This window comes from Sphingobacterium sp. E70, assembly GCF_019285695.1.
Taxonomy (GTDB): domain Bacteria; phylum Bacteroidota; class Bacteroidia; order Sphingobacteriales; family Sphingobacteriaceae; genus Sphingobacterium; species Sphingobacterium detergens.
The window spans coordinates 5,102,126-5,122,114 of the sequence record NZ_CP079104.1 but is presented as its reverse complement, the minus strand read 5'-3'; the positions used below and the strand labels follow the sequence as shown (position 1 = coordinate 5,122,114).

Sequence of the window (19,989 nt, the reverse complement as noted above, 5' to 3'; positions counted from 1 at the left end):
GGGTTTTTAGTTTAATATGGTATGAAAAAAATATTACTTTCTTTTGTTGCACTCTTTGTATGTATTTCCTCCCAAGCGCAACATTTCGAATTAATCCCTTTAGGTATATATGGTGGTGAGCAAGAGGATAATCTATCGGCCTACCTGGTTGGGACACCAAAGGACACCGCATTTCTCTGTCTTGATGCCGGTACAATAAATACCGGGATACGAAAAGCCATTCAGCTAAAAAGTCTCCATGGAACAGAAGAAACGATACTACACAATCAAATAAAAGGGTATTTTATTTCTCATGGTCATTTAGATCATCTATCGGGTCTGATTATCAATTCTCCGGCAGATAGCAAAAGAATATTTTTGCCCTTGCTCCTGTACTTCAAATTTTGCAAAACCACTATTTTATAAACGATACCTGGATTAATTTTGCTGATCAGGGTCAAAAACCAATTCTTGGAAAATATCATTACAGTGAATTGCAAGAAGGAATAGAACTTGCGGCACAAAATACCCCTTTCTTCCTGACGGCATACGAATTAAGCCATGTAAATCCATATAAAAGCAGTGCTGTGCTGGTGCGCCATCATGATCATTATCTACTCTATCTCGGAGATACAGGTGCCGACCGAGTTGAAAAGGCTGACCGACTTGACAATCTTTGGAAAAATATTGCGCCATTGATCAAAAAAGGTCAATTAAACACGATATTAATTGAGGTGTCTTTTCCCAATAGCTGCCGAAAACCTGCTGTTCGGTCACCTTACCCCTAATCTGTTATTGGAGGAGTTAAACAAACTAAAAGATAAGATCGGGCAAAATGATTTAAAAGGATTAAACATCGTGGTCACCCACCGAAAACCAACAAGAGATAATCCAGAAATCATCAAAAAGGAGCTCTTAAAAACAATCCTTTAAAAGTAAATTATATTTTTCCTGAGCAAGGAAAGAAGATTAGTCTACCTTAACCATATCCGGCAACAAGATCTCGCAAAAGTGCGATTCTACTGAAATTGAATTGCTGAAAGAAGACGATTGAGGTTACGAACAAAATTAAAGAACAATAGGGATGACCGAGTTTTTTGGCCGTCCCTATTGCTATTAAGAGAACTATATTGCCTGAATAATATCCGCCATATTCAAACGTGATTTGGCTGTTATGCTAGGTTGATTTGAATCCTCCACATTCCGATAGCCAATGGCGACGGCAAATAATGTATGGTATTGCTCGAGCCCCAAGATTTGATCATAACGATCATTTTCAATTCCCTCCATTGGTGTTGCATCAATATTATTTGACGCACAGGCAGCAAGAAAAAATCCCAAAGAAAGATACACCTGCTGTTTCATCCAGGATTGCACATGTTGTTCCCCCTGTGATTTTAAAAATCGATGGTAATAATTTATCGATCCCTCGGGAAGCGTGCTGTTGATCTGCTCCTCGAATCGGTGCACATCGTTAAGAGCACTAAAGACGACCAGATGACTTGCCTCATTAATTTTCTCTGCATTCCAATAGGATGCTTCTGCTAATTTTGTTTTTGTCTCTCCATCTGAAATAAAGAAAAACTTCCAGGGTTGACTATTGATAGATGATGGACTCAGGCGAAGTATTTCTTTTAGCTCAGCAATCTTGTCCGCTGAAATTCTTTCTGTTGAATTATACTTTTTGTTGTATAACGTTGTTTTGCTGTTTCTATAAATGCCATAACATATAATTTTAAATTAACTATATTTTTTATAGTTGCAAACTTAAATATAGTGCTATATATTTGCAATAACGGTCAAAGTTGATAGTAACAGATGTATTTGATAGACAACAAACAATACCCATGCAGTACCAGCCTGACAATGAAATACATAGGCGGAAAATGGAAAGCAGTCATCCTCATTCATTTAATTGAAAAAAACGTTATAATGAACTGAGAAAAGAATGTCCAATGATTACCGAACGTACATTGAGCCTACAGCTGAAAGAGCTGGAAGCAGACGGCTTGGTCACTCGGACAGTACACACGGACAAAGCGCCTTTAAAGGTCGATTATGAACTTACGGAATTTGGCAGGACACTTATCCCTCTATTGGAATCTATTGCACTATGGGGCAGAGAAACGGCAAGTAGAACCGGAGCCGTTCAACAGGTTAAATAGAATCCAGGTCGTGGCTATGCTTATCAGTAACCTATGAATGAACATCTCCTTAAGATCAACAGCATTATAGAACAGCTCGACGGGGACACCCTCAGTGCACTCGAGGCTGTCTCAAAAATAAAAACCTATAAAAAGGGTGATTTTCTACTCTATCAGGGTGAGGTCTGCCGATATAGCTTTTGGATCGAATCCGGTATCGCAAGAAAATTTTATTTGAACGAGAACAAAGAGCTAACGACTGAACTGCTCTTTGAGAATGACCTCGCCGTTGCGTTTAGCAGTTATGTAACCCAACAGCCCAGCCAAGAGTTTATACAAGCGGTCACAGATGTTAGGGTATCATCAATTGATAACAGCTCTTTCCAGCGTATAAAAGGTCAATTTTCGGCTTTAATGGAGCTCGATCTCCTGATGACTGAGTATTACACCATGTGGCTGGAAAAAGACTTTTTGATTTTCATACACTTGATGCTTCCACGCGTTATTCACAGCTCCTGAGAGATCAACCCAATATTGTACAACAGGTTCCCCTTACCTATATCGCATCTTACCTTGGCATTTCATTAGAAACCTTAAGCAGAATCCGCGCAAAAATCAAATACTGATTATTTGACTTAAGTCAAATGCCATGTTAACACATCTTTCAAAATTTGCATAACATTTTGAAAACAATTGTCATGGCAGAAAAAACGAGATTTATAGGATTTGACTTACTAAGAGCGTATGCAATCTTTGGGATGTATATCGTAAATTTTAACATGGTGTTTGCAGACCACAACGATACCAGTTGGCAGGGACAATTCCTCTCCCTCTTTAGCGGTAACTCAAGCACTATATTTGTTATGTTAGCAGGTATGGGATTAACCCTGATGACAAAAAAACAGGCATTTGGCACCGCTGAAGAGCAGCTAAACCAGAAATATATTGTACTTAAACGGGCCGGATTTTTATTTGTTTTGGGATTAGTACTCGCGATCTGGTGGCCAGCGGATATTCTACATTTTTACGGGTTTTATATGTTCATTGCCTCCTTTTTCCTTTTCCGCGATAAAAAACAATATATCTACGGCGCAATTATCTTTGCCCTCGTCTTCCACCTGCTACTTCTTTGGATTCCCTATGAAACAGGATGGAATTTTGACACACTGGAATATAAAGATATGTGGACTTTAGCTGGTTTTATACGAAACTCTTTCTTTAATGGCTGGAATGCTGTTTTCCCTTGGATGAGTTATTTTATTACCGGAATGTACCTGGCAAAACTAGACTGGACGAATTTAAGTATACAGAGGAAAACATTTGCTGTCGGACTAGTCATGTACTTATTGATCCAACTATTGCAATGTATTCCCAAAAATCTGATAACTCCTGAGATTGATTTTTTTCTGAATGCAGATTATCTCCCCCTTTTCTACCCTTTTTAATCAGTACAATAGGATTTGGATTAATGTTAATTGCTTCGTTCATGTATATCAGCAAATTTATTGCACATCACAAATTTGCAAACGATTTGGCCAAAACGGACAAATGACATTAACACATTATATTTCCCATCTAACAATCGGGTTAGTTTTCTTCTCATGTATGATAAATCAGGGATACTTTGCCAAGATCAATCCATCCAAGTCACTATCCCCGATGCTCATATTTATTATTTCGCTTCTCTATTTTGCATGCAGTTACTATTTCAGTAAACTTTGGGCCAAAAGATTTAAACATGGTCCGTTCGAACTTCTACTGAGAAAAATGTCTGCTTAAGTTGGGCTAAGCACAATGGCTCTTAAAAAGTTCTTCATTCGGAAGCGTTCATCTCAGATCGCTTCCGAATGAAGTTGAGATTAAATTTGTTGTGGCTGGCTACGATCTTGCAAGTTTATATTAGAAGTTTTCTTCAACTAATTCTTTATTGACCATTGCTCCCGCTAAATTGCCCGCTGCTACAGCATTGGAAACGGATCGCATCATACTCGTATTATCGCCGCATGCAAAAACCCCTTTAATAGTTGTTTTCTGAAAATTGTCAACGACAATATGCCCTGTTCAGTCAAGTCACAGCCCAACTCAACAGGAATACTTGAATGCTGCCTAAAAGGGATTGCTGCATATACGGCATCAAATGCTATTGCTTTGTTGTCCTTGAAAATCACTTTTTCCACCCAGCCATTCTTGTGCTGGATTTTACTAACCGGTTCATCTATGACAGTTACACCGTGCTTCTTCAATTTTGCAGCCTGCTCCGCACTGAAATTTGCTTCTCCAGAAGTCAATATTGTCAGATCGGTGGAGAGGTTGTTGACTAAAGATGCCAAATGTAAAGCCCGTTCACCGTTAGCCATAATTGCTGTTTTCTTGCCTCTGAATTCATATCCATGGCAGTATGGACAATGGATAACTGAAATCCCCAACAGGCCGAAAAACCCTGGATACCCGGCATGATATCTTCTACCCCAGTCGCAAAAATCAACTTTTTGCGCTAAATAGTTCACCATTTTCAGTATTGATTTCAAAGCCATTGCTTGTTTTCTTTCCACTTACAGCAAGTCCTTTATGGAATCTTACTGTTGGATAATTTAATACCTGCTCTTTCGCTTTTTAGCAATAACCGATGGTTTTTCGCCATCATGAGTTATAAAATTATGCGAATGCGGTGTCTGTCTATTACATGGTAGACCACTATCAATAATAAGCACCTGACGTAGTGATCGCCCCAGTGCCATTGCAGCCGAAAGTCCGGCATAACTTCCTCCAATAATGATGACATCAAAATTTTTATCGTCTTTCATCTTTATAAATTTGATTTTAAATGCTGATAATACTGGCAGATTTATGGACCTGTAAGTAAGAGGTTTTCGTCTCCCGAACGTATTCACTCCAACAGGTGAATTAAATAAATCAGAATAGTTTCATCTATGATTGTCTTGTTTATTCTATTTTTTACAAATGATCAAATAAAAAGGATAATTCTCTTCTACTTCCTTGATTTCAATCAACCCATATTTTCGAACTCCGAACGAATAGATTCCAAGTCATAAAAGAACATGCTAACACCTCCAAACATTTCAAAACGATCTGTGCCTATGGCAGTCCCCTGCCTATAAATACTTGCCTGTTTTGACACAGTCGTAAAGATCATGTAACCATCGTCGGATAGCTGCTCGTAACAGTCACGTATAAATTTCGTCCGTTCCTCAGTTCCTAAAAGATGGATAAGTGCGTAACAAAATATACCACCATATTTTTGGTATCAAATGGCATATCTACGACCGAACCATGATGTATGATCGTCTGACTTCCAACATATTTTCGGGCGATTTCAATTGCTGTATTGGACAACTCAATTCCGGTAACAGCTATTCCATGATCAAGAAATATATGACCATTTCGCCCATAGCCAAAGCCCGGAATAAGGATTTCCTTGATATTTTCTGCTATAAAGAGATCTTTCGCTAGAAGCGCTGAATGAGCAGGACTGCCTCCCCACATCTCCCCTTTTCTATAAAATTACGTTCCCAAAACTCCATATCTGTAGGTTTTTACATTAAGTATACGGTCTATTTTTGATTGAATTCTGCTTCCGATAGACTCTTTAATTTCAATAATGATAGGACGAAGGTAAGTTATTTTATTATTGCAACTATGTAGCAACAGTTTTAAATGCAATTAAATTGCAAATAAATTACATTTAAAGACTGCTATTCACATAATGGTTATTTATCAGTATTGAAAAGACAGTGTGCCGACGATATCTTTGCCTTTAGACAAAAGAAATACACCTCTTGCTAAAAAGAATAGAATGAAAAAAATAAAGACACTTTTTGCGGCTTCATTGCTTCCTTTCTTCGCCACACAGGCCGCCGCACAACAATTGGACAAAATGACCTGGTTTAACGAACCTACGGAATGGACAGTCAGTAACAACTCCCTTTCCATGTTTGTCACACCCAAGAGCGACTACTGGCGAATATCACATTATGGATTTACCGTAGATGATGCACCCTTTTTCTACACGGAGAGAGGGGTGAATTTGAAGTGAAGGTCAAAATTTCGGCCAAGTATAAAAATCGTTTTGATCAAGCAGGTATCATGCTGCGTATAGATCATGAAAATTATATAAAAGCGGGAATAGAATTTGTCGATGGCAAGTACAACCTGAGTACTGTCGTCACGCATCGAACCAGCGACTGGAGCATCGTACCAATAGATAAAGAAATCCCTTTTATATGGATAAAAGCAATTCGAAGATTAGATGCTGTAGAATTCTTTTATTCTTTTGATGACAAGGAGTATGTGATGATGAGAAATGCCTGGTTACAAGATAATCATCCTGTCATGGTTGGTTTGATGGGTGCATCCCCGGATGGTGATGGCTTCCAGGCTAAGTTTGAACACTTTGGGATCAAGCATCTTCCTGACCAGCGTAGAACCAAATGGTTAAAAGAAAATAATTCCAATTGAGCAGCTTAGTCAGGTCTGTCAAAAGCTACTCTTTTGACAGACTTCTTACTATAGCGAAGTATCATCTTGATTATACATTTTATTATATATACTGATTGCTTCATGCGAATTGCGCACCCGCAGTTTTTGCAGAATATTCTGTCGGTGTCGATTGACGGTATTAACGCTCAAAGTTAGCTTCTCGGCAATATCTTTACTGCTCATACCTGCTCTAATACAGCGCAAAACCTCCCTCTCCCGCACACTCATGACATCCTTCATCTCCTCTTTGTCAAGTGGAAAAACTTCTCCGCTGACCTGATTAAAAATATAATTTTTCTGACTTTGACGATTTTCCCGATCCGGCATTAATGTATAGCAGCATAATGCCAGTTGCGGAAATTCTTGACCGGGGTATCCAAATAGATAATCTGATGCGACATCAACATAATTCGTCCATCTTTTCCTTCTACACGGAGTACACTATTTGCCTGATATCGAAAACGCTCTTTCGGTTCGGTTTTCTTGACCAGTTCAAGAAACTGCAGTTCAAGTGCATGTTTTACAGCTAGATCTTCAGGGTGTACGCGCTCTAGGAGAAAATCCTCCCATATACTGTTGATCTCCAATTTTCTTTTGGACGAACTCAAATGTAAACGTTCAGCAATTTCGCCCATAAAAGTAAAACTCCAATTGGCTGTCAGATCACTCAATACCACAATGCCGTTATGAATGTCGGCATATGTTTTGGCATATTGCTTATAGTATTTCAAGACAGATAGGTCTACACTTGTATTTCGCAGTCCTTTACCAGCAAGATTTTTATTTAGTGTCTTTTTAAATCCGATCCCATAGTTAAATATTTCACAAGTTCATGGACATCCCCGGACCATTTTTCATTTATATACAACATGAACGGACTTTTCGCTACGCTCTTGTTAGGCAAACATTTACGCTTAAAAAGAAAGGCCGATCCGAATATAAGGCAAAGTCGCCTCTTTGCTAAAACCCAGCACTCCTTGAATCGTAAGAAGCTCTCCCGGCATAAAATAAATTCCTCCACCATAGCCCATATGCCATGTATCTGAACTTTCCGCTGTCATCCAAACCCGCCCAACATCGTAAAACCAATCGCTCCTACAGTTCCTGGAACGAGATAAGATGAATAACTGAACAGTTTCAATCGCATGTCAAAATTATTATATACAGCTGTTTTCCCTGTAAAGCGTCTTGAATTATATCCACGCAGACTCATCTCACCCCGATCTGTGCGTGCTGATAAAAATATGGATCTCCCAAACAGCATCTACCCCCGTCCTATTCGCAAATGTGATGTAGTCATTGGCAATTGTTTTATAAAAACTCATCGCATGATGTAGTTTTGTATATTTCCGTTTCTCGCCGCCGATTTCAGCATTCCACCCTACTCTGGTATAGATATGCATACCTGATTTTGGATTTGCAGCGTTATCACGTGTATCATAATCTATTCCTCCAGTAATTCCTGTAAAAAAATTGCTCCCATAAATAGGTTCAGAAGGAAACTTAGTATTAAACTCCTCAAAGTATTTTCCAATATTATTAGCCTCTTTACTGTTGTAATACTCAGAAGATGAACCATAAAATATTTTCAGTTTAGGATCTAGATACTTTTCCAGAAAAATGTCGCCACTTACAATATCAAATCTATTTCGATAGTAAGAAATACTCCTTGAATCCGATTTTTCAAACAAGGTGTTGTTTCCATAACCAAAAAAATTGCTCAGATTTCTAGGGCCAAGTGATGAAAGGTGAATAGAAAGATCCTGATCTGCAATCAGTTTCTTAAAGTGGCCTTTGTAATCAAACATAAATGATTCGCGTCCTGTTAAATAACTGGCCATAAATTGGTGCCGATAAGCATAGGGTTTCTTCCGAAACCCTTGATTTTCTACCAGGTATCCTAGTCCGAAAATCAGACCGCGGTCAACACCATAGTCCAGATTGACTACGACTCCTTTACGATCGTATACAAAACTATCGTACTCAAATTGGTGAATAGCAGTATCTGCGCTCAATTTTAGTCGCACATTTTTATCAACCTGAATGTTGGAAGCCTGTTGATTTTTAGAATCATAAATATAAACCTTACGTCCATTGTCAAATTTATCAGAAGTACGATATAGATCTTCACCTTTTCCACCTATTAAACGAAGTTTGATAGGAGATCGGCCCGATCCATGGATTTTATATTCATCCGAGCCTGAAATCCCATAGATTCTGATTTCCTCGGTTTGATTGGGTAAAAAAGTACGTTTTATAAGCTTTCGACCTTCAGTACCATCCTTTTTCTTATTGTGTATATTGACCGATACAGAACCGTCTTTATTGTAATCGATATCAACGAATTCAGATTTGGCAGATAAGGGCAAATCAACAACACGGGCAAGAAAACGGTAATAGGTTAACCCACTCTCCATGAGATCGTCCCTTCTGGATCGAATATTTGTTTCCAGCTCATTCGCGCTTAATTTTACAATAGTATCAGGCATAGTAAGCATAGCCTGATGAATCAGCGAATCGGTAAGTGTTTTCTGAACAAATTTTATTTCATCGATCCATTCGTCTTCTGTGAGATGGGTAAGAAAAAAGTGATCAAAATGACGCGCGTTAAAATTCCAATGGGCCACATTACGGATATGTGGGCTAAATGCTTGTAAGTGGGCTTTTAACCATTGATAGGAAAGTAAAGTCGGAAACAGACCCGAAGTTTTATAATAAACCTTATCCCGATCACGTGGTACAGGGGTATAAATCTTCTTGCCCTTCTCTTTTCGGGATCCCATCGCCAATTATCTTGATGACGGTCCCAATCCCCTAACGTAAAATCGAGTAATCGTGACCGTAAAGTTAGTTTTTGATCAATCTGTGTATCATTATCTTCCAGTACCTTTCGGATAACTTTTGCACTATTATCTGTTTTTGGTCTTCAAAGGGTGTACGTGCCTCAAACATATAAGGCCTATTTTTAAAGACCTCGCGATACTCGCCAAATCCAGGATCATCACCAACAAAAACGAGTTCTGGAGATGCATGTGGAATACCTAAAGCCTTATTAAATGGCGGAACGGTCAAAGCACCAAATGGATGATGTATCGATATTTGATCCTGAACGATATCTTTTGCAAATGTTTTTCGAAGACTTTCCGGAAGACTGCGTTCCGGGTATTTCTGTATAGACCTGAGCACCCATTCTCTGCCAGAAGAATCGGCCATCCGAAGTGATTGGGTCTGCATCCCCCGCCCAGTTTTATGATATGAAGCCCCCTTTTTCTGTTTGAAGATCCATAACACGCATTTTTACAGGCGTATTATATAATTTACGGTAGCTATCGCCCAACCAGAAACGATGAACCAAGCCCACTCGGTCATATTCAGGTGCAATAACAGATGTAATACTGTCAACTTGTTGGCCCTGCGAATTTAACGCACAACAGCAAGCGATTAAAGTAAGGATTCTTCTCATTTTATCTAAGTCGGTCTTCGGGAGAATCAACATTCAAATTAATAGCATATGCAGATTCTCTTTCCGCATTAAGCGAATAGATCAATAGTCACCTGTCATAAATAATCAAAGTACTAACTGTCTATCCAGGCTAAAGTTCATATTTTAAAGCATGGAATCAAAAACTTTCTGTCCCTTTTTTAGTTTAAACCTTATATTTTCATAAAATTGATAAGTTTCGATCCTCATCACATTGTGATATCACACGTAAATAACGTCAATCATTCGCTTTTGACCAGTGTGTAGCTTGTGGCACAAACAATCCTTATTCAGTTGGCTACCGCTTCAAAGAAGATAGATGGAAACCTGTTGATAAGTACATGCGTTAAATATTCATAAGATATTGTATTTTTATCTATAACTACAATCGTCTTTATGCGTATGTTTCCAAAGTTTTCCAGGGCAACTTGGCTCATTTTTTTGTTTTAACAGTCATCATAACCATCCTATTTTCGAGATTTGACAGTCCCTCGGATGGTAACGATGTGCTTGGTTTCCCCTTTCCTTTTTATCGGTATCTGGGAGGAAAGCGTTACCCAGAACCACCGGACAGAACATTTCAACGGCATATATCTTCTTCTGAACCTTATTATCTATTTTGGAATCTCTTATGCATTCACTTATTTTATAAAAAAGTTCAGAAATAAAAGAGCGAACACGAAGTAGACAATCTATTTGTGAAACCTGTTATTTTTAACACCTTAAATTTTAATTACAAGAATTGCTATCACCATGAAAAAAACACGCAGATAACCAACCTAAGTATAGAATCCGCTGGTTTACCTAAAGATCCAAAACTGGTCATTGCTGAATATATATGGAACGGCTTTGACGCAAAAGCGACCGAAGTCGATATTGCAATTGATAGCAACGAACTCGGTTATATAAACAGTATTAGCATCAGCGATAATGGAGAGGGGATCGTTTTCGATACACTACCCTATTCATTTGGTAATTTTCTCGATTCAGTAAAGAAAAATAGTATCAAGCGAAGTTCCTATACAAGAGGAAAGAAAGGAAAAGGTAGATTTTCTTTTTCATTGTTTGCGACAAGAGCGATCTGGAATACCATTGTAAAAGAAGAAGGAGAGTTAAAAACATACCGCATCCAGATCGATAGGGACAGCAAAGAACAATATGACGTTAGCGAAAGTACCCTGGTAGAAAATCAACAGACAGGTACCCGAGTAAGATTGGAGGGCGTTTTCGGGCTAAATTCGTCCCATTTAGAATCCCAAGAATTTATAGATTTCATGGCGCAGGAATTTGGCTGGTTTCTTTACCTTAACCGCGATTTAGGCCATACCATAAGAATTAATGGAGCGCCGCTGAGATATGATCATCTGATTCAAGAAACGGATCTTCTATCTTGGACTTTATATAGTCCTGAAGGTGATTCCTCCTATACTTTTCAGGTCAATTACATTCGTTGGAACCAACAAATCGGAGACCGCTATTACTATTATTTGCGCAATAGCGAAAAAAGAGAAGTGGCAAAAGTACTCAGTAGCTTTAACAATAATGCAATAGATTTCCATCACTCGGTCTATGTAACATCCAACTTTTTGACACTTTTGAACAGGAAGATATCAGCGTCTCTACAGACGTAAATCTCTTCACGGGCAAAGAAAAACAAGTTGTCTACCGAAATTTGCTTGCTGAATTGCGCGATTTTCTGGATCGTAAGCAGAAAAAATACGTTCGTGAAAACGCTGTTGCTGTCAAGCTCGCTGAATTGGAAAGAAAGGATTTCTGCCCCATTATGACCAAACAGAAAAAGACAGGAAAAGAAAAGAAACATTGCTCGCATTGGTTCAGGAAATCTATATCATAGATCCGCGCATCTTCTTTGGAGTCAAAACCGACCTGATCCGTACCTATTTAGGTTTCCTGGATCTCCTACTACAAACAGAGAAAAGTGCAGAGATCCTACCCATACTCGAAAAGGCAATTCCATTGTCTGACAAAGAGAGAAGCCGAATAAAACAGATCCTAATACTTCCCGATAATCTCGATAAAGGAGCCATTTAAGCGCATTTGGGAGGTATTTTTATTTAATGACTTTTATATGTCATTAAATAAAATAAAAAGTTTGAATTTTGCTTAACACTGTTAAATCATTTATGCATTAAAGCATGGGTAGTAAAGAACGCATACAACGTATCAAAGATGAGAATAGAACTAATATTCTCGACGCCGCTCTTCAAATCGTGAAAGAAGAAGGATGGCAGGCATTGAGCATGCGTAAAATTGCGGATATCATTGAATATACTGCACCCATGATTTATGAGTATTTCGCAAATAAAGATGCAATTTTAAATGAACTCGCTAACCAGGGATATCTCTTACTTGCCAAAAAAGTCAGACAAGCCAAATCAACTCAAACCGACCTGGAGAAACAATTGGAAGCGATGTGGTTCAGTTATTGGGATTTTGCATTCGAGGAGCGCGAATTGTACCAACTCATGTTCGGCGTTGGAACAGCCTGCTGTGGATTTGAAAAGACTTATAAGTGTGCGGAATCTCATGGTAGAATGATCAGTGACGTGATTCGTGAGATCATGAAGGATAAAAATCCATCAGAAGATTTGATCTGTAGAAAATATTTTACATACTGGTCAATTATACATGGGCTAATATCAATCAACTTGGTTAACCAAGGTAATGGTGAAAATACCAACCAAGAGGTTCTAAAAGATGCGATCTACGGTATCACCCGCTCGCTTACTGACTAAATTTTTTACACCAGAAAATACAACGTTAAAAAATCTAACACCGTTAAATACACCACAACTTCAATTTTTAATATCACATGAAAACAAATGTATCACCAAGTCTTAAGAAGATTTACATTCCTGCACTTAACAGTGTTAAACGAATTAATATCGTAAAGACCGCATATGTGCTTAGTGCAATCTTTTTATACAGCTGTTCAACAGGAACCAGCAAACCTATTGATCCTCCTCCTGTTAGCCTACCTGTTGTTGCTATCGAAAATGGTAATGAGACAATCTATCAGGAATATCCAGCAACAATAGAAGCTTCGGCAAATATCGAGATCAGACCTCAGGTTGAGGGGATTTTGGAACAGATCTTTGTCGATGAGGGTGCGAAAGTCAGTAAAGGACAGGCGCTTTTTAAAATTAATGACCGGCCATTCCAAGAGCAATTGAATCAGGCCAAAGCTAATTTATTAGCTGCAAAAGCTGCGTTGGAAAACGCCGAACTGGAAGTTGAGAAAAAACAAAATTAGTCAATACCAAAGTATTGACTGACTTTCAGTTAAAGACAGCGATCAGTGCACGTAATGCTGCTAAAGCAAATGTTCAATTAGCAGTATCTGCTGTAGAAACGGCTAAAATCAATGTTGGTTATACGCTGATCCGTGCTTCGGCGGAGGGGTATATTGGAAGGCTACAACGAAAACAGGGAAGTTTAGTGGGGCCAGCTGATCCGCAACCTTTAACTGCACTGTCAAATATCAGAGATCTTCACGTCTATTTCTCATTGGGAGAAAATGACTTTATCGCTTTCAAAAATAATACAGAAGGCAGTAATCTTCAACAAAAATTGAATAACCTCCCTCCCATCAGTTTGGTACTTTCCGATCAGACAATCTATGATCAAAAAGGAAAAATAGATATGGTGGATGGTCAGTTTGACAAAAACACAGGCGCAATTACCTTACGTGCGACATTCAGTAATCCTGAAGGGTTTTACGTAATGGAAATACGGGCCGTGTCAGACTCAAAAGAAATATGATCAGGCTTTATTGGTGCCACAACTTGCCACACTTGAAATGCAGGACAAGATCTTTGTGTATACTGTCGGAAAAGAAAATAAAGTTGTACAGCAGCCCATCACCGTCATCGGAAAAAGTGGCGCAAACTATCTCGTAAGCAAGGGAATCAGTGCCGGAGATCGCATTGTTTACAAGGGTATTGATTTACTTCAAGATGGCCAAAAATAACACCACAACCTTTATCAAAAGACAGCATCAATTAATATTATAAACAACAGACTTATGCTTAAGAAATTTATAGAAAGGCCAGTACTTGCCACCGTCATTTCCATATTACTTGTGATATTGGGCGTGATCGGTATCCTAAAGCTGCCCTTACAGCAGTTCCCAGATATTGCCCCACCAGCAGTACAGGTAACAGCATTATATCCGGGCGCAAATGCCGAAACGGTACTTCGTGCTGTAGCCCCCTCTTTGGAGGAATCCATCAATGGTGTCGAAAACATGAGCTATATGAGCTCTACCGCAAGTAACGATGGATCATTGATGATTACAGTATATTTTAAGCTGGGTACTGATCCTGATCAGGCTGCTGTAAATGTGCAGAATCGCGTGGCACAGGCCACCAGCCAACTCCCTGCCGAGGTGGTTCAGGCGGGAATTACAACTGCCAAACAACAAAATAGCTTGATCATGGTATTGGATCTATATACGGAGGACGAAGGTAAATATGACCAAACTTTTATCACCAACTATGCACAGATCAATATTATTCCGGAACTTAAACGTATCCCTGGCGTAGGACAAGCATTGGCTTTCGGTGGTAGTAAAGATTATTCCATGCGCGTATGGCTTAATCCAAATCAAATGGCCGCCTACAAATTAACTCCGCAGGAGGTTATGGGGCTATTCAAGATAAAAACGTCGAAGCTGCTCCAGGAAAATTTGGAGAAAGCAGCCGTGAAGCTTTTGAATTTGTCATCAAATATAAAGGTAAGCTTAACCAGCCAAGCGATTACGAAAATATCATTATCCGCTCAAATACCGATGGCTCCGTCTTAAAGCTTAAAGATGTGGCCCGCGTTGAATTGGGATCGTATACTTATGCTAGTCATACTCGTATTGATGGTAAAGCAGGGCTCAATATCGGGGTCATGCAATTAGCAGGATCCAATGCCAATGAAATCCAGATTGCTATTCAGGAATTTATGGAGAAAGCTTCCTTAAGCTTTCCAAAGGGTGTAAAATATCTTGTTTTATATAATACCAAAGACGCGCTTGATCAGTCTATTGATCAAGTTAAACATACCTTGATCGAAGCTTTTATTCTGGTCTTTTTAGTTGTTTTCTATTCCTTCAGGATTTTAGATCAACACTGATACCGGCCATTGCTGTACCAGTGGCGATTGTGGGGACATTTTCTTTATGCAGCTTTTTGTTTCTCCATCAATCTATTAACATTATTTGCGCTTGTACTGGCAATCGGTATCGTTGTGGATGATGCCATCGTGGTGGTCGAGGCCGTGCATGCCAAAATGGAGCATAATAATCTCCCGCCCAAATTAGCAACGACCTCCGCCATGAGTGAGATCACGGGAGCCATTATCTCTATCACCCTTGTCATGTCCGCGGTCTTCCTCCCTATTGGTTTTATGGAAGGTTCGACGGGAGTTTTCTATCGACAATTTGCCTTTACACTGGCCATAGCAATTGTAATTTCAGCGATCAATGCCTTGACTTTAAGTCCAGCCCTCTGTGCATTATTTTTAAAACCTACGCACCATAACCAGGACGAGACTAAGAAACTTAATTTCAAAGAACGTTTCTTCACCGGATTCAACGTTGGTTTTGATCGCCTGACCAAAAACTATTTAGGCAGCTTACGTTTTCTGATCCGTTACAAATGGGTAGCTTTCGCGGGTTTAGGTATCACCTTGTTGTTGACAGTTTTTATGATCCGTCGTACCCCGACTGGATTTATCCCTTCCGAAGACCAAGGTTTTATAGCAGTATCATTATCTATGCCTGCGGGTGCCTCTTTGGATCGTACTTCGGGTGCATTGGCAGAAGCTGAAAAACAACTTCAACATGCTGACTTCACCAAGACGCTAAACGTTTTGGCTGGTTTTAATATTTTAACGCAATCAACCAGTCCATCGGCAGGTGTAGCATTTATTTTGCTGAAACCACATAAAGAACGTGGCGGTATCAAAGACATCAATGCTATTATGGCTGATGTAAACCAACGCTTAGCAAATATCAAAGGTGCCAACTTCTTCGTGTTTACCTTTCCGACAGTTCCTGGATTTAGTAACGTCGATGGGCTCGATATGGTTCTTCAAGATAGAACAGGTGGACAACTTAGTAAATTCAGTACAATAGGTCAAGGTTTTATTGGTGAACTCATGAAGCGTCCCGAAATTATGATGGCCTTCACAACCTTCAAAGCCGATTATCCGCAGTACGAACTACAAGTTGATGATATCAAAGCCGAACAACTTGGTGTAAGTACCAAGAGCATCTTACAGACTATGCAAGCCTACTTTGGTAGTGCACAAGCGTCAGATTTTAATCGATTCGGAAAGTACTATCGTGTAATGGTCCAAGCGGATGCAAAAGATCGTAGCGAACCAACTTCTATGGACGGAATCTTTGTTAAAAACAGATTGGGCGACATGGTACCTATCAATACATTGGTTAAACTGGAGCGTGTCTATGGCCCCGAAACGGCTTCACGTTACAATCTATTCAATTCGATCGGAATAAATGCAATCCCAAAACCTGGCTATAGCTCAGGGGATGCAATCCGTGCCGTGGAAGAAGTAGCCAAACAGCATTTGCCAACTGGATTTACCTATGAATTTTCGGGTATGACGAAAGAAGAAATTGTCTCTGGAGGTCAATCTACGCTTATTTTTATCCTCTGTTTGATCTTCGTTTACTTCCTTCTGGCGGCACAATATGAGAGTTACATTATCCCATTAGCCGTTATACTCTCTATTCCAACAGGTATATTTGGTGTCTTTGCAGCAATTAGCCTCACCGATACTGCCAATAATATTTACGTTCAGGTGGCTTTAGTCATGTTGATCGGATTACTGGCGAAGAACGCTATTTTAATTGTTGAATTTGCCATTCAAGGTCGAAAACAGGGACTTTCGATACCAAGCGCTGCGCTTAAAGCTGCACGTTTACGTCTGAGACCTATTATCATGACATCTTTGGCTTTCATTGTAGGTATGATTCCTATGATGACTGCAGTGGGTCCCTCGGCACAAGGTAATCACTCGATCAGTATTGCAGCGGCAGGCGGAATGCTTAGTGGGGTTGTATTAGGGCTTTTTATCATTCCGATCCTCTTCATCGTATTCCAGTTTATACAAGAGAAAGTAAGCGGTACGCCAAAAGAAAAACAACTGGAGAATGAGCATATTTCTTTGGAAATCCCAGTGCATACAAATAATTAGTAAACAATGACAACATCGAAATATATGAATAGAAAAGTAAAGCTACTGACGGTTTTCATCTTATCTTTTGTCGCGTGGTCTTGTAAAACAGATAAACTGGTTAGCAATAAACATCTTGCACCAAATCTGCCTGAGCAATACCGTGATCAGGGAAAAGCAACACAAGAAAACAATATCGGTTCTATTCCATGGCGTGATTTCTTTAAAGATCCTGTTTTACAAAGCTTGATCGACAGTGCAATCCAGCATAATCTGGATATGCAATTGGCACTGAAAAATATAGAGTCGTCTCAACTGAGCTTGAAACAAGCAAAAGCGGGCTATCTGCCCACAGCACAGTTGCAGGTTAGAGGAAATAGTACCAATCCTTCCAATAATAGCATGAACGGATTGAGCTTGAATCAATTTCTAAAACAGCATCACGTCGAAGACTATACAGCATCCATTGGTTTATCCTGGGAGGCTGATCTATGGGGAAAATCAAGAATCAAAATGCGGCGGCGTTGGCTTCTTACCTGCAAACTGAAGAAGCAAAAAAAAGTGATACAAACCCAATTGATTGCCCAAGTGGCGCAAGGTTATTATCAACTTTTGATGCTTTATCAATTACGGATATCGCACAGCAAAATTTACAGTTGAGCGATACCACGCTCCGTATTGTCAAGCAACAATATGAAGTTGGTGATATTACATTGCTTGCTTTGGAACAAGTCGATGCGCAACGTCTATCCGCTGCTGCGCTTATCCCTGATTTCGAACAACAGATCCATCTTCAGGAGAATGCGATCCAAATTCTCAGTGGTAAACTCCCAGCGGAAATCAAAACACCGGAACAATTGGTCAACGTTCGTTTTCCTGAAGATCTGGCGACAGGAGTACCGGCAGATTTATTAAGCCATCGCCCTGATGTGAAACAGGCAGAGCTTGCTGTCACTGCTTCTCAGGCCTATCAAAAAGCTGCTAAAGCAAGAATGTATCCTTCGCTGGTCATTAGTGCTGAAGCAGGTGTCAATGCATTTAAAGCAAGTAATTGGTTTAATCTGCCTGCATCTTTATTTGGTGCAATCACAGGTAGTATTACACAACCTATTTTTCAGCGTAGAGAGCTGAAAACGCAATATGAGCTTGCCCGTATAGAACAAGAGAAGAATGTTATGATTTTCAAGCAAAAAGTCATTTCGGCTGCCGGAGAAGTTTCCGATGCCCTGATTTCAATCCAAAAATTGAAGGAAAAACAACAGATTACTTTGGATAGAACGACTCGTTTAAAAGAGGCTACAAAACATGCCAACCTTCTCTTTGAAACTGGTATGGCAACTTATCTGGAGGTAATCACCGCACAAAGCAATATATTGCAAAGTGAACTTGAGTTGGCTCAAGTGAAGAAAGCGGAACTTTCGGCTGTCGTAGATCTGTATCGCTCCTTAGGTGGTGGATGGAGTAATAACTAATCTAAAAATTTGCAATTTTTCTAATTTTATATCACATATCTGGGAGACAGGGGACCGCGAGGGTCTCCTGTCTTATTTTATAGCAACAACCTTAAACAATGATCACTCCCCCTCATTGCACTTCTCCTACTCTTACTCTTACTAAGCCCCCTTTAAGCATCAAAACAATAAAGTAGGGGCCCTTTTTAGAAGATCGTGCCTGTCATTAAAGTCATCGTTATAAATCCTTCAAACCTTGGAATAAAAGGAACAAATGCAACAGTTATAATGTAATTACTTTTGTGAAACAATAAATTTAATGATTATGAAAGATTTAAAAAAGATTGCATGGGTATGTTATATTACCATTTGTACATTACTGATCGCGAGCTGCAGTAAGGATGATGAAGTTACACCAGAGTTCAGCTTACACCGAGCGAAGTATTGGCTAGTACCGCTTGGGAAACAACAAGCGCCAAAAATAACAAAGGTGAAAATGTGGTATTGACAGATGCCAATGTCTCAAATTTTGTAGGTTTTGCCTATTTCAAATCCGATGGTACCTTTACCATGTTCAATCTTGATGACTCTCCCAAAATGCGTGGAGACTGGTCTGTTCCAGCAGATGGTAAAACACGGACTATCGTTGCTAAAAATGCAGCAGGAGAAACACTTTTCACACGTGTAGTTGATATAACGGTATTAACAAAAAGGAATTTACCTACCGGATCTATCCAAACAACAACAATAAAACCGTTTATTTCGATATTATCCATACACCAACTACACACAAAGAACCGAAATAATCAATAGGGAATATTTGATTATACAGGGGCATAATACCTCTTAAACCATAAGGATTGACAAAATGAAACTTTGTCAATCCTTATTTTTTTCAGTGAAACGCCCAACACTTTTTTAGATTATTTCAATATCAATCGAGAAAATCGTTAAAATCTTCAATAGCGTGGTAACCGAAAACTCACATATCGAGATTATAGACAATGTCCACATACATTTTCATTTACAGAGGAAATAATCCGGCCACAATTTAAATGAAATAGCGCTGCCATAAAATATATTAATTTTGATGGCAGTCAGTTTAAGAAAATAATGGATGAAATACCTTTATTTTAATTGTAAAACAGAAGAGAATTCCTTATATTATATACTAAGGACAGGGATCAGAAGATTGAAGCAATATACGGCTGGGGTATACCAAAGTGAT

General features: G+C 39.2%; 26 protein-coding genes and 4 pseudogenes. 17 read left to right on the top strand and 13 right to left on the bottom strand.

What is annotated here, in order from left to right:
* The first annotated feature begins 21 nt into the window (after positions 1-21).
* Together KUH03_RS47265 and KUH03_RS49745 are read left to right on the top strand one after the other, a co-directional pair.
* Positions 22-767, top strand: a pseudogene (locus KUH03_RS47265) (MBL fold metallo-hydrolase).
* Positions 709-912 carry a hypothetical protein gene (locus KUH03_RS49745; RefSeq protein WP_373564552.1) on the top strand — a complete coding sequence of 68 codons (204 nt, stop codon included), beginning with the start codon at positions 709-711 and terminating at the stop codon, positions 910-912. Before KUH03_RS47265 ends, KUH03_RS49745 begins: the two are co-directional and overlap by 59 nt.
* Positions 913-1,104: 192 nt before the next feature.
* Here KUH03_RS49745 and KUH03_RS36625 read toward each other — a convergent pair whose 3' ends face one another.
* Positions 1,105-1,608, bottom strand: a complete 504-nt coding sequence (locus KUH03_RS36625) for a nitroreductase family protein (protein WP_257097687.1) — start codon at positions 1,606-1,608, stop codon at positions 1,105-1,107.
* Positions 1,609-1,934: 326 nt separating this feature from the next.
* Here KUH03_RS36625 and KUH03_RS36620 point away from each other — a divergent pair, with 326 nt between their 5' ends.
* The 4 genes from KUH03_RS36620 to KUH03_RS49740 all read left to right on the top strand — a co-directional run bounded on the left by KUH03_RS36620 (position 1,935) and on the right by KUH03_RS49740 (position 3,902).
* Entirely contained in the window at positions 1,935-2,144 is a 210-nt protein-coding gene (locus KUH03_RS36620; protein ID WP_257089522.1) for a helix-turn-helix domain-containing protein, read from the top strand.
* A 33-nt stretch (positions 2,145-2,177) separates the two neighbouring features.
* On the top strand, positions 2,178-2,642 hold the full coding sequence (locus KUH03_RS36615) for a Crp/Fnr family transcriptional regulator (RefSeq protein WP_257089521.1): 465 nt from the start codon (positions 2,178-2,180) through the stop codon (positions 2,640-2,642).
* A 179-nt stretch (positions 2,643-2,821) separates the two neighbouring features.
* Complete coding sequence (locus tag KUH03_RS36610; protein ID WP_257089520.1) at positions 2,822-3,568, top strand: heparan-alpha-glucosaminide N-acetyltransferase domain-containing protein; 747 nt, start codon at positions 2,822-2,824, stop codon at positions 3,566-3,568.
* Positions 3,534-3,902, top strand: a complete 369-nt coding sequence (locus KUH03_RS49740) for a DUF418 domain-containing protein (RefSeq protein WP_373564551.1) — start codon at positions 3,534-3,536, stop codon at positions 3,900-3,902. Before KUH03_RS36610 ends, KUH03_RS49740 begins: the two co-directional genes overlap by 35 nt.
* Before the next feature lie 120 nt (positions 3,903-4,022).
* On the opposite strand, the gene KUH03_RS36605 is transcribed toward KUH03_RS49740, so the two are convergent.
* The 5 genes from KUH03_RS36605 to KUH03_RS36585 all read right to left on the bottom strand — a co-directional run bounded on the left by KUH03_RS36605 (position 4,023) and on the right by KUH03_RS36585 (position 5,627).
* A complete protein-coding gene (locus tag KUH03_RS36605; protein ID WP_257097685.1) occupies positions 4,023-4,145 on the bottom strand; it encodes a hypothetical protein in 123 nt (40 codons plus the stop codon).
* Entirely contained in the window at positions 4,106-4,675 is a 570-nt protein-coding gene (locus KUH03_RS36600; protein WP_257089519.1) for a hypothetical protein, read from the bottom strand. The genes KUH03_RS36605 and KUH03_RS36600 overlap by 40 nt, the downstream gene beginning before the upstream one ends.
* A 39-nt stretch (positions 4,676-4,714) precedes the next feature.
* Positions 4,715-4,927 carry an FAD-dependent oxidoreductase gene (locus KUH03_RS36595; protein ID WP_257089518.1) on the bottom strand — a complete coding sequence of 71 codons (213 nt, stop codon included), beginning with the start codon at positions 4,925-4,927 and terminating at the stop codon, positions 4,715-4,717.
* 203 nt (positions 4,928-5,130) lie between these two features.
* The gene (locus KUH03_RS36590) at positions 5,131-5,277 is read right to left on the bottom strand and encodes a hypothetical protein (protein WP_257089517.1); all 147 of its coding nucleotides are present in this window, start codon (positions 5,275-5,277) and stop codon (positions 5,131-5,133) included.
* A 62-nt stretch (positions 5,278-5,339) separates the two neighbouring features.
* A complete protein-coding gene (locus KUH03_RS36585) occupies positions 5,340-5,627 on the bottom strand; it encodes a methyltransferase domain-containing protein (protein ID WP_257089516.1) in 288 nt (95 codons plus the stop codon).
* A 310-nt stretch (positions 5,628-5,937) separates the two neighbouring features.
* Here KUH03_RS36585 and KUH03_RS36580 point away from each other — a divergent pair.
* Positions 5,938-6,599 (top strand): annotated as a pseudogene (locus tag KUH03_RS36580) (DUF1349 domain-containing protein).
* Between the two features lie 48 nt (positions 6,600-6,647).
* On the opposite strand, the gene KUH03_RS36575 reads toward KUH03_RS36580, so the two are convergent.
* The 7 genes from KUH03_RS36575 to KUH03_RS36545 form a co-directional block, all read right to left on the bottom strand.
* Positions 6,648-6,947, bottom strand: a complete 300-nt coding sequence (locus KUH03_RS36575) for a response regulator transcription factor (protein WP_257089514.1) — start codon at positions 6,945-6,947, stop codon at positions 6,648-6,650.
* Positions 6,947-7,351 (bottom strand): hypothetical protein, encoded by a 405-nt coding sequence (locus KUH03_RS36570; protein WP_257089512.1) that lies wholly within the window; start codon positions 7,349-7,351, stop codon positions 6,947-6,949. The genes KUH03_RS36575 and KUH03_RS36570 overlap by 1 nt, the downstream gene beginning before the upstream one ends.
* Before the next feature lie 183 nt (positions 7,352-7,534).
* The gene (locus tag KUH03_RS36565) at positions 7,535-7,681 is read right to left on the bottom strand and encodes a hypothetical protein (protein ID WP_257089509.1); all 147 of its coding nucleotides are present in this window, start codon (positions 7,679-7,681) and stop codon (positions 7,535-7,537) included.
* Positions 7,678-7,833: a hypothetical protein gene (locus tag KUH03_RS36560; protein WP_257089507.1), complete on the bottom strand. Its 156-nt coding sequence runs from the start codon at positions 7,831-7,833 to the stop codon at positions 7,678-7,680. The genes KUH03_RS36565 and KUH03_RS36560 overlap by 4 nt, the downstream gene beginning before the upstream one ends.
* 1 nt (position 7,834) lies before the next feature.
* Positions 7,835-9,403 (bottom strand): BamA/TamA family outer membrane protein, encoded by a 1,569-nt coding sequence (locus KUH03_RS36555; RefSeq protein ID WP_257089505.1) that lies wholly within the window; start codon positions 9,401-9,403, stop codon positions 7,835-7,837.
* 64 nt (positions 9,404-9,467) lie between these two features.
* Positions 9,468-9,854, bottom strand: coding sequence for a hypothetical protein (locus tag KUH03_RS36550; protein WP_257089503.1), 387 nt, complete (start codon positions 9,852-9,854; stop codon positions 9,468-9,470).
* Between the two features lie 13 nt (positions 9,855-9,867).
* Positions 9,868-10,083, bottom strand: coding sequence for a hypothetical protein (locus KUH03_RS36545; RefSeq protein WP_257089501.1), 216 nt, complete (start codon positions 10,081-10,083; stop codon positions 9,868-9,870).
* A gap of 716 nt (positions 10,084-10,799) precedes the next feature.
* Between KUH03_RS36545 and KUH03_RS36540 the strand changes: the two genes are divergently transcribed.
* From KUH03_RS36540 to KUH03_RS49735, 10 genes and pseudogenes are all read left to right on the top strand, one after another.
* Entirely contained in the window at positions 10,800-11,732 is a 933-nt protein-coding gene (locus KUH03_RS36540; protein WP_257089498.1) for an ATP-binding protein, read from the top strand.
* A gap of 190 nt (positions 11,733-11,922) precedes the next feature.
* Positions 11,923-12,153 carry a hypothetical protein gene (locus tag KUH03_RS36535; RefSeq protein ID WP_257089496.1) on the top strand — a complete coding sequence of 77 codons (231 nt, stop codon included), beginning with the start codon at positions 11,923-11,925 and terminating at the stop codon, positions 12,151-12,153.
* A 104-nt stretch (positions 12,154-12,257) separates the two neighbouring features.
* Positions 12,258-12,857 carry a TetR/AcrR family transcriptional regulator gene (locus KUH03_RS36530; protein ID WP_120258266.1) on the top strand — a complete coding sequence of 200 codons (600 nt, stop codon included), beginning with the start codon at positions 12,258-12,260 and terminating at the stop codon, positions 12,855-12,857.
* A gap of 77 nt (positions 12,858-12,934) precedes the next feature.
* Positions 12,935-13,375, top strand: a complete 441-nt coding sequence (locus KUH03_RS36525; protein WP_257089494.1) for an HlyD family secretion protein — start codon at positions 12,935-12,937, stop codon at positions 13,373-13,375.
* 14 nt (positions 13,376-13,389) lie between these two features.
* On the top strand, positions 13,390-13,884 hold the full coding sequence (locus KUH03_RS36520) for an efflux RND transporter periplasmic adaptor subunit (protein ID WP_257089492.1): 495 nt from the start codon (positions 13,390-13,392) through the stop codon (positions 13,882-13,884).
* A 13-nt stretch (positions 13,885-13,897) separates the two neighbouring features.
* On the top strand, positions 13,898-14,092 hold the full coding sequence (locus KUH03_RS36515; protein ID WP_257089490.1) for a hypothetical protein: 195 nt from the start codon (positions 13,898-13,900) through the stop codon (positions 14,090-14,092).
* Positions 14,093-14,146: 54 nt separating this feature from the next.
* Positions 14,147-17,331: pseudogene (locus KUH03_RS36510) on the top strand (efflux RND transporter permease subunit).
* Positions 17,332-17,355: 24 nt separating this feature from the next.
* Positions 17,356-17,970 (top strand): TolC family protein, encoded by a 615-nt coding sequence (locus KUH03_RS36505; RefSeq protein ID WP_257089488.1) that lies wholly within the window; start codon positions 17,356-17,358, stop codon positions 17,968-17,970.
* Entirely contained in the window at positions 17,967-18,782 is an 816-nt protein-coding gene (locus tag KUH03_RS36500) for a TolC family protein (protein WP_257089486.1), read from the top strand. The genes KUH03_RS36505 and KUH03_RS36500 overlap by 4 nt, the downstream gene beginning before the upstream one ends.
* A 477-nt stretch (positions 18,783-19,259) precedes the next feature.
* Positions 19,260-19,567, top strand: a pseudogene (locus tag KUH03_RS49735) (DUF4822 domain-containing protein).
* Positions 19,568-19,989: the final 422 nt, after the last annotated feature.